Annotated in this window: 10 protein-coding genes; all 10 read left to right on the forward strand. The window is 32.8% G+C overall.

What is annotated here, in order from left to right; all coding sequences use genetic code 11:
- Positions 1–16 precede the first annotated feature (16 nt).
- Entirely contained in the window at positions 17–2,005 is a 1,989-nt protein-coding gene (locus QGN23_RS01450; RefSeq protein WP_282905261.1) for a type IV secretion system DNA-binding domain-containing protein, read from the forward strand.
- A gap of 4 nt (positions 2,006–2,009) precedes the next feature.
- Complete coding sequence (locus QGN23_RS01455; protein WP_282905262.1) at positions 2,010–2,879, forward strand: M23 family metallopeptidase; 870 nt, start codon at positions 2,010–2,012, stop codon at positions 2,877–2,879.
- Entirely contained in the window at positions 2,869–3,537 is a 669-nt protein-coding gene (locus tag QGN23_RS01460; RefSeq protein WP_282905263.1) for a hypothetical protein, read from the forward strand. The genes QGN23_RS01455 and QGN23_RS01460 overlap by 11 nt, the downstream gene beginning before the upstream one ends.
- A gap of 35 nt (positions 3,538–3,572) precedes the next feature.
- A complete protein-coding gene (locus QGN23_RS01465) occupies positions 3,573–5,732 on the forward strand; it encodes a JAB domain-containing protein (protein ID WP_282905264.1) in 2,160 nt (719 codons plus the stop codon).
- A 79-nt stretch (positions 5,733–5,811) separates the two neighbouring features.
- Positions 5,812–6,534, forward strand: coding sequence for a hypothetical protein (locus QGN23_RS01470; RefSeq protein ID WP_317622314.1), 723 nt, complete (start codon positions 5,812–5,814; stop codon positions 6,532–6,534).
- Positions 6,534–6,761 carry a hypothetical protein gene (locus QGN23_RS01475; protein ID WP_282905265.1) on the forward strand — a complete coding sequence of 76 codons (228 nt, stop codon included), beginning with the start codon at positions 6,534–6,536 and terminating at the stop codon, positions 6,759–6,761. Before QGN23_RS01470 ends, QGN23_RS01475 begins: the two co-directional genes overlap by 1 nt.
- 420 nt (positions 6,762–7,181) lie before the next feature.
- On the forward strand, positions 7,182–7,424 hold the full coding sequence (locus QGN23_RS14880) for a transposase (RefSeq protein ID WP_396127339.1): 243 nt from the start codon (positions 7,182–7,184) through the stop codon (positions 7,422–7,424).
- Positions 7,425–8,007: 583 nt separating this feature from the next.
- Positions 8,008–8,493, forward strand: coding sequence for a hypothetical protein (locus QGN23_RS01480; RefSeq protein WP_282905266.1), 486 nt, complete (start codon positions 8,008–8,010; stop codon positions 8,491–8,493).
- A 4-nt stretch (positions 8,494–8,497) separates the two neighbouring features.
- On the forward strand, positions 8,498–15,133 hold the full coding sequence (locus QGN23_RS01485) for an RHS repeat-associated core domain-containing protein (protein ID WP_282905267.1): 6,636 nt from the start codon (positions 8,498–8,500) through the stop codon (positions 15,131–15,133).
- Position 15,134: 1 nt separating this feature from the next.
- A complete protein-coding gene (locus QGN23_RS01490) occupies positions 15,135–15,665 on the forward strand; it encodes a hypothetical protein (protein ID WP_282905268.1) in 531 nt (176 codons plus the stop codon).
- The last annotated feature ends 174 nt before the right edge of the window (positions 15,666–15,839 follow it).

Below are 15,839 nucleotides of genomic sequence, written 5' to 3' on the forward strand. Positions count from 1 at the left end.
CTCTAATCTTTCACTCATGCAAGAGCAACAAAATCAAATTAAGATCTACAGCTTTTTCCAAAAGATGGTTTATTTTATCGTCTTATTGGATTGTGCTTCTTTGTTTTTTCTTTCTGCAAATATTCCATTTGTAACTGATCTTCTGACAAAGTTCGCGAAGATGGGTCTTTTTTACCCACCTGTAAATGCTAAAATCTGTACAATCATTCTTATTACATTGGTTGCAATAGGAACAAGGGCAAAGAAAAAGATAGATTTAAATATCGGTAAACAAATTCTGTTACCAATTATCATCGGATTATCATTGATGTTTTCTTCCCTTGTTTTTATTTCTGAAGCTGGAAACAATACTCTTCCGAAAGTAATTCCGCCATTAAATCTTTATCAAATTATTTACACACTTTTATCTTTTCTGGGGGCATTGGTAGCGCAAGTTGGTGCAGATAATATTTCAAAATTGATGCAACAGAAAATGGGTAAAGACCGCTGGAATATTGAAGAAGAAAGTTTTGCTCAAAATCAAGAACTGGTGAAAACTGACACATCGATTAATATTCCTTACCTCTTTCGATTTAATAAAAAAACCAACAAAGGTTGGATTAACATTAATCCGTTTCGAGGAACGATGGTTATTGGAACGCCTGGATCCGGAAAATCATTTGGAGTTATAAATCCGGCAATCCGACAAATGATTGATAAGGTTTTTTGTCTTTGTATTTATGATTTCAAGTTTCCTGATTTGGCCAAAATCGCCTACTATCATTATCTCATAAAGAAGAGAAAGGATTCTAATTATCAACATCAATTTCATGTCATCAATCTGAATGACGTTGAGAAATCCAAAAGAGTTAATCCATTTAAAAAAGAATACATCCGAACTTTAGCGGAAGCACAAGAAATGGCAGAATCTATGGTTTCATCTTTACAAAAAGGAGGCTCAAGTTCTGGTGGTGGTTCGGAAGCATTTTTCACTCAATCTGCGATTAACTTTCTTTCTTCTTGCATCTACTTTTTTGCGACTTTCGAAAATGGGAAGTACTCTGATTTGCCTCATATTCTATCTTTTATGAATAGAAGTTATAAAGATATTTTCGATACTCTTTTTACCAACGAAGAAATTTATTCCTTGCTTTCACCTTTCAAAACAGCTTATGATAATAAAGCATTTGATCAGTTAGAAGGACAAGTTGGGACTTTGAAAATTTTCCTTTCCCGTTTGGCTACAAAAGAAAGTTTTTGGGTGTTTTCAGGCGATGAAGTAGAACTGAAAATCACGGATAAAGAAAATCCGTCCATCCTAATTTTGGCTTCCGATCCAGGAACACAGGATATTAATTCTGCATTGTATTCATCGGTTTTAAATAGAACATTGCGACTTATCAATTCCAAAGATAATTTGCCGGGAGGAATTATCGCAGACGAATTTCCGACCATTTACATTCATAAAATAGACAATATTGTGGCTACTGCAAGAAGCAATAAGATTGCCGTCTTACTAGGACTTCAAGAGATTCCGCAGCTTCGTCAGTTCTACAAAAAAGAAGTTGCTGATACGATTTCCGCTATTGTTGGAAATATTCTTTCAGGTTCAGCAAGAGATAAAAACACATTGGATTGGATGGAGAAAATGTTTGGGAAAATCAAACAGAAAAGTTTTTCACAATCTATTTCACAACAAGGAACGACTACCAGTATTAATGAAAAAATGGATTTTATGATTCCTGCAGGTAAAATCGCTGCGCTCAAAACAGGGGAAATGGTCGGGATGATTGCGCAAGGCGAAGAAAATAACACTGAAGAATATAAAACATCGGCAATCAATGGGAAAATTAATCTTGATATGAAGGCAATTAAAAACGAGGAAAATAATTATGTCCCGCTGCCAAATTACTATTCATTTATCGACAAAAAAGGAAATGACCGAAAGAAAGAAGTTCTAATGACCAATTTTCGAAAAATAAATAAAGAGGTAGAACTCATTGTTAATGAAACGATCACAGCCTAAAATTATGAAACAACAGTTTAAATATAAGGTGACTTTTCTAGTCTTGTTTTGCGGTTCGCTGGCATTTGCACAGTTCAACACGCTTACCAGAAATTCAATGAAGAAGGATGAAATTTTCCCTAAAAAAGAAGAGATGCAGCAAGTGGGAAAGGACAAAGATGAAAAAGTCAAAGATGAAAAAGAGAAAAAGAAAAACATTCGAATAAAATTCTTTAATACTACTTCAAAAGCCAAATTGAAAAGAGAATTGGATTCTTTAAAAACGCTTATGCTCAAATATAGTCTGTCTAAGAATACAAATGAAAAACTCAATTTCAAAAAGATTGAAGATTCCTTAATACAAATGATGAAAAAAAATATTGAAAATTCAACCGAAATTAATTCAAGAACATCTATTAAACAATATGATTTTGTTAATGATGATCAACCAAATGCAGTTTCAAAAATATTTATGCCATTGAAAAACGGAATTATGGTGACCTCACCTTTTGGAACTCGTATTCATCCCATATTTGGAAAAATGAAAATGCATAATGGTGCTGATTTAAAAGCGAATTATGAAAATGTTCATTCTGTAATGGATGGAATCATAACGGAAGCAGGATGGGATTCTGGCGGTGGTGGAAATTATATTAAAATCAGACATTCCAATTCCTATGTAACCTCCTATCTCCATTTATCGCAAATTTATTACAAAGTGGGAGAATATGTAAAAGCCGGATTTATCATCGCGAAAAGTGGAAATTCTGGAAATTCTACTGGAGCACATTTACACTTTTCAGTTACTGAAAATGGAAATTATATAAATCCTATTCGGTTCCTAAATGATCTTATTAAAGCAAACAATTTAATCGCAACCTATTATGCAAACTAACAATTTACCAATTGACGACTTAAAAAAATACGGAATCATCGATGCAGATAACTCTTTTTCAAAAAAACTTTCTGCCAACGATATTCAAAAGTTTTTGCAGGGATATACCATCGTCGCAGATAACGACAAAAGCAGAGCAACTTTTCAACTTGTTGAAAATAACAGCAGACTGAATGTGATTTTTCTTGAGAGAGATAAGAGTATTTCTGAAATCCTCACCAACAGTAAAGATAAAATTGAATATTCCAATATTCAAGATTTTTCAAAATCAAATAATGAATTGAATTTTGAGAAAAAAGCATTTGTAATTGATAAAGAAACCAACAAAGTGGTGGAGTTTGATTTAATCAAAAACGCAAGAGGTGAAACAAACCGCTACAAAATTGAACTTTTAAAACTGAAAGGTTTTCTTCAGGATAAAATTGATCAATTCCCTGAGATGGCAAAAGAAATAACCAACGATTTAAATATTTTGTCAAAAGAAATCAACACCGTAAATGGTGGTTCTCAAAATGAGAGTAATTCTCAAAAACAAGAACAATCAGAAGTTCAACTCAATGTGAATGATCCTGATTTGTATCAAGATGCTAATCGGATAAGAGAAGAAAAATTCAACCTAGAAGAAAATCAGGAGAAATCAAGAGGTTTCAGAAGATAAATAGTTAAAAATCTCACCATTCTAAAAAATGAAATATGAGTATAACATTAGAAATAGGCAAGTACAGCGAACAAATTAAATCTGTGGGTTTTCAAAAAATGGAATTTTCCGACATCGATGAGGCTATAGCTAATCTCGAATTTATGAAAATGGGATTCAATTATTTTAAAACTGGAGAATCTTTGATCGTGAGATTAGAAGAAGGGAAAAAGCCACATCTCATCGATTACGACGCAATTGTTCCGATCCAAGAAATTAGAAAAGAACTCGAAGATAAATACCACCCCAATTTAACTCAAAATGAAAAAGAAGTTCAATCGATTGCAACAGAAGAAAAAACGAAAATATCGGCAAACTCAAATTTTATTTTTGAGGAAGATGAAACAACAAGGTATGCAAAAACCTCGTCGGGTGAAAAATTACCTTTTAAATTGTTTAATCCCCATGAAACTGGTGCCGGATCCAATTTACTACGGGAACCGGAAAATTCTTTGCAATCCAACGATTTTGCATTAGTAGAACGGCGTTTTGCTGAGAATAAATCACTTCAACTCTTTGGAAATGAAAAAATCGGAAGTATTGATGATGTTGCATGGCTATTTAAAGCACTGGAAGATGAAGCCGTAGAACATGCTTTTTTAGTCTATGATTTTGAGGATAAAGGATATTTTGTTCAGCATATTTCTACCGGAACTTTTGATGCAGCATTTGTAGATAATCGGCTTTTGATTGGAAATGTTTTGGAAGTCAAGCCGAAAGCAATAACTCTAGTTCATAACCATCCGAGCGGAAATTTGAAAGTTTCAAAAGCTGATAAGGATTGTATCATCAAATTAAAAAAAGCATTAGAAGATTCAAATATAAAGGTCAATAACGGGGTCATTATCAATTTACGAAGTGGAAAGTATGTCGTATTTGATGAGAATGAAACTGAAAATATTGATATGAAATCAAACCCACAATCTTTTAAAGAAATACAACCGTATTCTTTCAGTAAACAGGTTTTGGTCGAAAATTATCAACCAGTTAAAATAACCAGTTCAACAGATATTGCAAAATTTATTACGTCACAAAAATTTGGCATATCTGATAAGACAGAATTGCTCGTGCTCAATAATCAGTTGAATATCGTTGGAAAATTTATTATGCCACCAGATAATCAACTTGATTTTATCATTGGAAAAGTAGCAAAGTTTGGCGGATCAAAATGCATTTTATATGGAAACAATATCACTCCGGAGCAAGTTAACACCTACAATAAAAAACTTCATTTTTCAGGAATTGAAATTTTAGATGCTATTCTATTCAACAGTGAAAATGGAAGAAAATTGTATGAATCATTTGCTGACAGTGGAGTACTTAGAAATCAAAAAGAAATGAATGGTGAAGTACGTGAAGATTCGAGCCTTAATCATTATAAACAAAATCAAAAATCAAAAATTATGGAAACACAAAAAGAATTTAACCAAGTAGATTATTTAAGAAATCAATTAAAATACCTTGGTTTTGGTGAGGGAGAAAAACTTCACAAGGATTTAGAATCGGGAATGAATTCTGCTGAAAAACAGTTTGAAATTAAAACGAATTCAGACAAAGCATTACCCGGAAATAATGTTGATTTTACCTTAAAATTCAATAAGACTGAAAATGATGGGGTTTTTCTAAACTCTTACCACGCAGTTTTAAATAATGAAAAAGGAGAAGGCATTTCTCAAAATTTTACGGTAAATCGGGAAAATACTTTCACAGCTAAGGAAGCAGTCAACCTTTTAGAAGGTCGTTCCGTGAAAATAGAATTCATTAATCCGAAAACGGAACAACTGGAACCAGCTTTCGTTAAACTAAACTTCGTAGAACCTAAATCGGAAAAAGGAAATTATAACTTCCAGAATTTTTATAAAAATTATGGGGTAGATACCGCACAGATTGTAGAAAAATCAAACCTGATTTTTGAAAGACCTGAGCATAAAGAGACCACCATAAAATCCTTGGAAAAAGGAAATGTTGTTAAGGTCAAATTTGAACTGGATGATCATAAAGTCGAAGGAAAAGCAGTTTTGAATCCTCAATATAAAAATTTATGCCTGTACGATCAGGATATGAACAGGATCAATACGAACAAGCCATTAGAGGGTTTGGAGAATGACCATGTGCACGAAAAGAAGAACATGAAGGAACAAAGTATTAAGCGATAAATCTCACTTACTCATTGCCCTCACGAGCGGTAAGTTTTAATCGTAAAGCTTGCCGTTATATTTTTTAACAACATTACTTATGAAATCAAATACTCAGGACTACAAAACAGGAAAAAATAAAAAAATGTATAAAGCTGTCATTATTTTACCCACCATGGTTTTTCTTTTTATAGTAAACGCTTGCCATAAAGAAATCAAATCTGAAAAAGGAGGTATCGATCTTATTTCAAATGTTTATTTTGAAGCTTCGAAAGGTTTAGACAAAGTACAGAATTTTCATCTTTCGCGGATTAATTATTCGGGAGATACCATCATTGAATTAATTCCTGATCTCACTTTCCCAGAAATAACCAATGAAATTTATTATATACAAGATTCTTTATATTATTCATTGGGTAAGGAAAACAGCAGCAGTCTACTGTCTGAAATTTCCAAAAAACAAAAGCCGGTTTTTATTGAAAAAAAGAATGCAGGCGCTCTTTTTTCAAGAGAATGGATTCCGAACTATCTCCATCGAAAGAATCTAAGTGATACTGTTTTATTTAGTAAAAAGTACAAAAGATTTGAGGTGATTTCAGCCAAAAGCTTTGCGCGTTATTACATTTATCCTACAGATACGATTTTACCGTATTCTATTTATCAACATGCCGAAACTGATTACGGTGGAAGATTAGAAAGGATTGATTCTTACAATAAAGAAAAAGACATTTTCGTAACACTGCAATTGTTGCCTCGAAAAAAGTGGGATAATGAGGCTAAAGATATTTTTGAGTTTAATGAGTTTGCAAAAAATAAGAAATAATGAATACAAATTCGGCCTATTATTCAGGAGCAAAAATTGAGAAAATTTCCAGCCGAATTTCTGTCATTGATTATTTTCTTCATCTTGAAAGAAAAGGTAAAGTCAACTTCGAAAGGAAATCAGGACATAATTACTATTTTAGAATGACTGATCATAAATTTTCAGTTTCTGAAAATGGCTTTTATGATTTTAAAAGTGCTGAAGGAGGACAAATAATTAAGCGGTAATGGAAATTGGAGAAATTAGAGTGGAAAGAGGCTATCAATTTTTTGAAAGATTTTAATGAAACCTTTGTTGAAAAAGTCAGTTCGGCAGAAAGAAAATTATTTACTTTTGAAAATAGAGATGCATCATTTTCTGAAGTGGTCATTACCAAATCATTTGTTCCAAAGAAATGGATGAAATCCCTTACGAAAAAGATGCATATTATATTTTTGACACAGCTTACGTGGATTTTTCCAGACTTTATAAAATTCATTCATTGGGTGCGTTTTTCGTGGTAAGAGCAAAAAATAATTTAAAATTCAAGAGAATTTACTCCTTGAAGTCAGAACGAAAAAACGGCTTAATCTGCGACCATAAAGGAAAACTTGAAGGATTTTATTCTAAAAAAGATTATCCCGAAAAAGTGCGGAGAGTAAAATGTTTTGACACAGAAACCGGAAAAATGTTTTGTCTTCCTAACCAACAATTTTGAAATCACAGGGCTGCAAGTAGCGATGCTGTACAAAAATCGTTGGAAGATTGAACTTTTTTTCAAGTGGATGAAGCAACATTTGAAGATTAAAACTTTTTGGGAAACTTCCGAAAATGCAGTTCGCATCCAGATACACACCACAATAATCACTTATTGTTTGGTTGCAATTGTAGGAAAAGACCTCAAAATTTAACATTCAACTTACGAAATATTACAGATTTTAGGAATCTTCTTATTCGATAAAATCCCTGTAAGAGCTACTTACAAATATCCAAAGAACTAAATCCTAACTTACTGATGGGCAGATTGTTTTAAGTGGACACTAGTGATATAAAAATAGGATTTTTATCGTGTTTATTTTTCTCGTTATGATCTCGTGTACAGGAATGAACATAATTGAAAAATTCTTAAGATTTTTCTTTTCTTTCGTACAAACGTTCATTTCTGCAAAATTAGCTTACTGCAGAAATAATATTTTTTATGACTTATCTTTTCATTTATGTTAATTGTGGTTATATGGCGATTTATTTGATAAATTAAAATGCATCAATTAAACAATGGTTTTTATTAATACTGAATCATAATTTCACAATTTTTTTCTACGACATTTCATATTTATAACTTTCAGAGAATTTAGAAAGGGAATTTTCTCGAAATTAACATCTTAATAAAAGTTATTGATTCAAATTTATTAGTGTGTTTTCATTAACAAATAACCGTATTGTTAATTCTTTTAAAAATAAAACATTGCTATTCAGATTTTTATGTTAATTTAGATGAAAGAAATTTTTATGAAAAAAACTCTATCCCTTTCCTTTTTACTGTTGCTTTTTTCTTCTTGTGTATACTCACAATTCGCAAAAATTCTATCTCAAGGTGACCCCTCTATAGTCTTATTTGGTTACGATGAGTCAGGTAATCAAATTTTTCGAGGTCCTAGTGGCAATGTATGTAACACTTGTCGTCCAGGAGAAGAAATAAATACAACATTAGCGAATCAAGTTGCAAATAAAATTCAAGCCGTTCCTGTTCCAGTAAAAACTGATCTCACGGTTTTATGGGATTTAAGTATTCGAGATTTTATTGTTAGTATTGATTTGCTTCCTTACAATGCTTTTAATATTACCGAAAGTATAAACATCAGATCATTAGCTACCAATTCCTACATTTTCAGAATGAGCCACCTACCTTATGGGGTTTATTATCTTAAATTCAATTTATCAGATGGTAGTGTTTACACAAGAACTGTAACTAAAAACTAAACTTATGAAGAAGTTCTATCTTTTAATTACAATACTTGTTTTCAATTTTGTTTTTTCACAAAACACCTCCTTTCATGATACTCAAGGAAACATAGAGGTCAACGGAGGGGGACAACTTCAATATACTTTACCTATAGCATTACCTCCAGGAATAAAGAGTGTTGGTCCGCAAGTCAATTTAATTTATACGAGTGGTGGCGGAAACGGTATCGCAGGTTATGGTTGGAATCTTTCTGGAATAACAAGTATTACCCGAATGGGAAAAACTATCGAAAAAGATGGTGAAGTTGCAGGGATAAAATTAGATTATAGCGATTACTATAGTTTCAATGGTCAAAGACTTATTTATAAAAGTGGAGGAAACGGTCCTGGTCAAGATGGAGCGAATGGTTCTTTTTACACTACAGAGAAATATTCTAATATAAAGGTTAAAGCAATAGGAAGTATTACAGGGCAAGAATGGAAAGGACCAGAATATTGGGAGGTAACTTTTGAAGATGGCTCTCAGGCATGGTATGGTAATACAACCACAGGATCAAATAATGCGACCACCCCAGTTGAATATAATATTGTGAAATGGAAAGATGCTCAAGGAAATTATATCTCTTACAATTATAATAAAATTAATAACGTCGCAACAATTAGTGATATTCAGTGGGGTGGGAATGAGGCGATATCAGGGAAAACACATTTTAATAAAATTCAGTTTAATTATTCAAGTCGTAATTTATTAGAAGTTTCTTATGTAAAAGGTGTACAATTTACACAAGATAGGCTTTTACAAAATATCGTTGTTTCTACCAATGGAAGCCAGTTTAAAAAGTATCATATTGAATATGATAGTACGGTAAATGTTGATGATGATCCAAATAAAATAATTGGTTATCAGTTTGTAAAAAGCATCAAGGAATTTAATTCAAACAATGAGGAAGCAAATCCTGTTTCTTTTTCTACAAAACCACTTACAACAAATATTCAAGAAAAACCATTTGGGGATTTTCAAAATGTAATTACGTCGGGTGATTATAATGGAGATGGTTTGGTTGACTTCATCGTGAAACAAGCAGCACAAAATGGTAAACCCGAAGGATATTATATTTATTTTGATGCTGTAAATAATGTGAGTCCTTCCTATGTTTATCTAGGGGTCAGTTCTAATTTTCAGTACTACAGATTATTGACATTTAATATAAAGTCTGCCGATAATTATGTAAAAACAAAACAAGGTTTAATACTAATTAAATCTTTAGACACAGATTATCATACAACACCAAATATTGAATTAATCTATTACTCCGTAAATAGTGATTCTTCAGTACTAAATACTACTAATAATCCATTAGTTGTAGAGTATACAAAAACTATAGTTGATAGCAAGTATAAATTTGTAGATTCTTATTATCCTCCATATTCTACACCTGCTAACTATGGCATCTCCAATTATTCTAGTTTGGAATTAGCAAAAGAAGCTGACATCAATTCTGATGGTATTTCTGAACTCATTTTTGCAATAAAAGATTCAAGATGTTTCAAAAGTCAAATAGCACCTAATAACTGGTCTTGCAATGATTTAGGATTTCGATATGCAATAGTTGATAACGATACATTGCAGGATGATACATTAGCCCTATTAAACAATCCTACAACTAAAAATATTTTAAGCAAAGGGTCTATCATGGATTTTGATAATGATGGCGGTCAAGATATCATGTTCATTGAGCGGGATCCTTATAACACCAATACTAATGTTAGTTTTGCTACTAAAAATAGATATACAGGAAATATAGTTAATCAAACTGTTTCAACACCATTAAATAGAATTTATCAGTACTCCCTAAGAAGAATTTATAAAGGATTTTATTCCCTCTATCTTAAGGATACATATTTTGTAAAGGGATTAACGGGAGCAATTCAGTTTGCGGACTTAAACGGTGATAGAAATATTGAAATACTTGCGCCATTAACTAAAATTACATCTTTTTCAGGCGCTGATGCTGATAATGTTACAGGATGGTCTATTTATCTAAATAATGGTTCTGGTTTGTCAGAGTTTTGTCAAGGATTTCAAGAATATTACGAAAATGAAAATCCAACAAATTCTTACCAACAATATTCTTATCCAGGAGTTACTGATATTGATAATGATGGCAAATCAGAATTTTTTAATTTCTATGCAGGGTATAATATGCAAGGAAATGGGTTTAGTAACACTTCTCTGTGGAAATTGAGTGAATTTAGATATAACTCCAATAATTCGCAATTCAAATGGACTTATAAAAGCGAAAATGTATTTTCTAATGGAAAAGGTGGCACTTCTATGAGTCCTATTTATGGTGATTTTAGGATAAATGGCAGTAATTCAAAAATACTATTTATTTCGAAATCATTGACGGATGCGAACGATAGAAAAATAATAAGTTATCACAGTTATAATCTTGGTGTTAATAAAAATATTTCCACTATTACCCAAGGCGGGATAACAACCAATATCGAATACAAAGAACTCGATCCCGAAGTAAATCCAAATCTCTATGCACCTTTAAAAAAGGAGCAATATCCGTATATGGAAATGGATAAAGTTTCTCAATCTTACGCAGTTTCTCGGCTGACTCAAGAAGGCAGAACACAAGATTTTCGATACAGGGGATTAATAACCCATCTGCAAGGTCGAGGAATGATCGGCTTCCGCCAAACAGCCCGTTCCACTTGGTACGCCGATGGGATGGAAAATACAAAAATATGGAGCGGTGCAGAAATAGATCCACTCAATGAGGGATTGCCTATAAAAGAGTGGAGTATCAAACCGATAAGTGTAACACCCGAACTACAGGAACTTGAGATTTTCCCTGAGAATATTTCTGTTGATACTCCTAACCTCCTGAATTATAAACAAACTACTTACCAAACAGATATCATAACAGGACTGGCTTATAAAGCCATAAAAGTTATTGTACCAATACAAAACACTACCAAAGATTTTCTCAAAGACATTGCCACCACCAACACTATCACTTACGATAATTACTATTTGCCGAAACAAACAATCTCCAAGGTTAACAATGATTTTGCAATATCCACAACTAATCTAGAATATCTTAATAACTCTACTGGTACCGGAAAAGACTATTTTATCGGTCGACCACTTTCCAAAACAGTGAGTATGACGGTGTATGGAGATACTAAAGGATCAAAAGAAGAATATAGTTATAATTCTAATAATCTTTTAGAATATCTTACTAAATACGATCAAAACTATGCACAAAACACCGCGGGTTGGATCAAAGAAAAATACACTTATGACGAAGGAAATACCGCAGGTTTCGGAAATATCACTAAAAAGGAAATCACCAATAGTGTAGATCTAAACGCAATTATAGTTACTACTAAAGCAGAGTATGAAGCCAAAGGCAGATTTGTCACTAAAACAACAGATAATCTCGGATTAGAAGAGAATATTACTTATAACGATTGGGGGCAGGTTCTAACAAAGACAGATCCTCTAAATAATAACATTACCAATACTTATGACAGTTGGGGTAAATTACAGACTTCATCTACTAACATTGGTGGTACAGCAAGTTATCAATATGAAAGTTTTACTCTTGCAGGAAAAGTAGGAAAGAAAGTAACCGAAATAAGTCCCGACGGAAACCTTAAAGTAAGTTTCACCAATAACCTTGGGCAAAATTATAAAGTTCTTACCAAAGCTTTTGAACAAAATAAATATGTAGCTAAAGAAACAAGGTACGATGGTCTGGGTAGAAAAACTTACGAAAGCGAACCCTATTTTTCAACAATTTCTCCAAACTATGGTGGATTATCAGGTAATACCATTTCTTATGATGATACCGTATTCCCTACCAAAGTTACGGTGCAGACGGCAAATAGTGGTAAAAAAATAGAAACTTCCATCAGCGGAAGAACCACAACAATTGTCGAAAAAAACGGCTACGGAAGAACCTACATAAAAGCTACCGATGCCATCGGGAATCTCATTTTATCCACCGATCCTGGTGGAACTATTACCTACACTTATAATGCAGCAGGGCAACAAACCAAAGCGCAGTATGCCGAAAATGCTGTAACAACTTCCTATGATGAATGGGGTAGAAAATCTGAATTCTATGATCCTGCAAATGGCAAATATGAATATAAGTACACCAATTTTGGCGAGATAAAAGAAGAAACAAGCAGAAAAGGATATAAGCAGTATCTTTATAAACCAAATGGATTATTGGATCAAATAATCGAAAAATCCAAAGATGGAACAAGCACTGATAAAAGTTATAACTTTTCATATGATCCTAATACAAAACAACTCACTTTAAAGTCTGGAACTGCCAACGGAAAAACATATGTCACCTCCTATTCATACAGACCTGATGGAAGATTGGGTTGGACTACCGAATATATAGCCGGAAAAGAATTCTTCAAGCAAAATATTGTATATGACCAATATGGTCGTGTTTCGAGATATGATCAGGGTTTAGTTTCTAGTGGGGTAACAACAACTGTTGCAATCCAAAACATATACAACACTTGGGATGGTTCTCTTTATCAATTAAAACAAGAAAGCACCAATAAAATTCTTTGGGAACTGCAAACCACCAATGCAAAAGGACAAGCTCTTACTGCCAAATTGGGAGCTGCACAAATCACCAATACATATTCTCCTAGTGGATTTATTTCTACAGCAAAACATACCTCTCCGCTGTCCTCCATTGTCGATAATTATTATATGTTCGATGCAGTGAAGAATGAGTTAGTAGTCAGGTACAGCTATATTTTCGGGATTAATGAAACATTTACTTACGATAATAATAACCGGCTTATTAATTGGACAAATCCCAAAACTGGTCAACAATCATCGAATACCTACGATGATAAGGGAAGAATTACGGTAAACGACCAACTTGGAAATATTGGATATACCATTGGCGGAAATATCTACCGTGCTTCAAACATAAATCTTAATGCCAATGGTCTTGCCAACTACGGAATTGACGGAACAAACATTTTGCTTCAAAACATCACCTATAATGAAAACAATGATCCCATAAAAATTAGAGGTCGCCAAAATGATTATGCCTTTGAATACGGTTTAAGCGAAAGTCGCCAGATCATGAGCTACGGAGGCAAATTTGAAGATTCTCAAAATGCGAAATTCACTAAATACTATAGTGAAGATGGCAGTATGGAAATCATTAAGAACAACCAAACTCAAGAAGAAAAACATATACTCTATATTGGCGGTTCTCCTTATGAATCGAATATTGTTTATTTTAGATACAGACACCAAGATACCGGATCTTTTTATTTCTTACACAAAGATTATCTAGGTAGCATTTTAGCAGTTGCAGATAAATCAGGTTATGTAATAGAACAGCGTCACTATGATGCTTGGGGAAATTTCACTAACCTAAAAATCGTAGGTTCAAACCAAAACCCAGATACTTATTCAGATAAACTTTTAGTTAGTCGCGGCTATACTTCTCACGAGCATCTTGCAGGAGTTGGCTTAATCCACATGAATGGTCGTTTGTATGACCCTCTTTTGAGAAGATTCTTAAATGCTGATGAAAACATACAAGACCCAACAAATACGCAGAACTACAACAAGTATGGATATGTGATGAATAACCCGTTGATGTATAATGATCCAAGTGGGGAGTTTTTTGTAGCTGGTTTTTTCCTTACTTATATTGCTCCTATTATTTGGGGTGCAATTGTGGGAGCAGGAATTGGAGCCGCAATGTATGTAGTTCAAGGTCTTTTCACTAATAATTGGAGTTTAGGTGGTTTTGCAAAATCTGTTTTGTTGGGTGCAATTACGGGGGGAGTTTCGGGTGGTATAGCCAATATATTTCAAGCCGCAGGATTTTGGGGCACAGTTGGTGTCGGTTCATTATCTGGTGGTGCTACTGGAGGTATAACTTCTATAATGAGTGGGCAAAACTTTTTTGAAGGTTTATTGAAAGGTGCTGTGATTGGAGGTGCTGTTGGTGCTGTGAGCTATGGGTTAGGGAAACTTTTTTCAAACCCAAATGGAAATCAAGCAATCAGTGAGATTAAGCGAGATGATTTAATTAGTTCAAATTCAGTTGCCAGCGGAGATTCACAAAAATATTCATATGGCACGATAAAAGAGTTTGAAAAGGGTTTTGGGAGCTTAGGAAATAGTGGGGTAGAAAAATATTATTTGCAAGCACCTTCAGGATATAGTGTAGCTCAAGATAGTTCGTTCTATAAAATGACATGGCTTCAGAAAAATTTTGGATATGGAGGTATTCCTGAACACTCTAACGTTTTAGGGGTTACTGTTGGCAAAAATATTTATCTCTCCAAAGCCGCATTCGCAACAAAATCTTTACTTACGGAAACAATTACTCATGAGGTAGGTCACGTAATATTAAATAATTCCACTGAGTTTATATTAGCAAATACTGCAAGTAATATTACGGGTAAATTCTCACAATCACTGGATACATGGGGGCATGTTGCAATTAGAAAGATGACCTCTTCTTTGTCAAACCTAAATCCATGGTTTACTCGGATGAACATACCAACATATTTTTTCTTGAATTCAAAGTCACAATTAGACAAATTACTATTACCTCTTATTAAATCTTTTAATTATTAATATGATAAATAAAAAATCGATAATATTATTACTATTATCTATAATTTCGTGTAATAAGAAGGATTTAACAATTACTTCTATTGTAAATAATAAAGATTCTACTCTAATTTTAGAAGTTCAAAATTCTACTAACAAAAATTTCTTAGTTGAATTCCCAACAATAAATAATTTTTTATATGAAGATGAATTTAATAATATTGGGCCAGAAAATTTCACACCAATTACAATAATAAGTGAAGAAGTTGATAGCATTGATTTTAAAAAATTCATTGCTTTAAAATGTAACAATATTATAATTGATAGTTTGTCCTTAGATAAAACTGCAAAATTAGTTGAGCGCGAAAGTAAAAAAACATATTATTATAAATTAAAAGGCTATAAAAAAGGGCGTATATTATTACTACAAGATTCAGGTGTTAGTGAATTTGTTGATAAAAAAAATTTAAAAAAATTAATAAATCGCAGTTGTGGTGGTTATGAATATTTCACAGGTTCTTTTGAATTTATACCAAAAAAAATTATTTTGCCATAGAATAAGATAATTCCCTGTTCCGGTACTGGGTAATGTGCCAAAGTTAATAATGGCTATGATTTCAAATATTAACCCCCGATTGCCGCACTATTTCTATCGTGTGGTCATAAAAATTTGAGAATATGCTTAAAAAAAAGTGTTATCTTTATTTTAAGTTTTTAAAAAAGTAGTGAT

This window comes from Chryseobacterium gotjawalense (assembly GCF_030012525.1).
In the GTDB taxonomy this organism is placed as follows: Bacteria; Bacteroidota; Bacteroidia; order Flavobacteriales; family Weeksellaceae; genus Kaistella; species Kaistella gotjawalense.

Excerpts from the sequence above, each read along its gene's own strand:
- QGN23_RS01450 (WP_282905261.1), top strand. The coding sequence starts at position 17 with ATGCAAGAGCAACAAAATCAAATTAAGATCTACAGCTTTTTCCAAAAG.
- QGN23_RS01455 (WP_282905262.1), top strand. The coding sequence starts at position 2,010 with ATGAAACAACAGTTTAAATATAAGGTGACTTTTCTAGTCTTGTTTTGC.
- QGN23_RS01460 (WP_282905263.1), top strand. The coding sequence starts at position 2,869 with ATGCAAACTAACAATTTACCAATTGACGACTTAAAAAAATACGGAATC.
- QGN23_RS01465 (WP_282905264.1), top strand. The coding sequence starts at position 3,573 with ATGAGTATAACATTAGAAATAGGCAAGTACAGCGAACAAATTAAATCT.
- QGN23_RS01470 (WP_317622314.1), top strand. The coding sequence starts at position 5,812 with ATGAAATCAAATACTCAGGACTACAAAACAGGAAAAAATAAAAAAATG.
- QGN23_RS01475 (WP_282905265.1), top strand. The coding sequence starts at position 6,534 with ATGAATACAAATTCGGCCTATTATTCAGGAGCAAAAATTGAGAAAATT.
- QGN23_RS01480 (WP_282905266.1), top strand. The coding sequence starts at position 8,008 with ATGAAAGAAATTTTTATGAAAAAAACTCTATCCCTTTCCTTTTTACTG.
- QGN23_RS01485 (WP_282905267.1), top strand. The coding sequence starts at position 8,498 with ATGAAGAAGTTCTATCTTTTAATTACAATACTTGTTTTCAATTTTGTT.
- QGN23_RS01490 (WP_282905268.1), top strand. The coding sequence starts at position 15,135 with ATGATAAATAAAAAATCGATAATATTATTACTATTATCTATAATTTCG.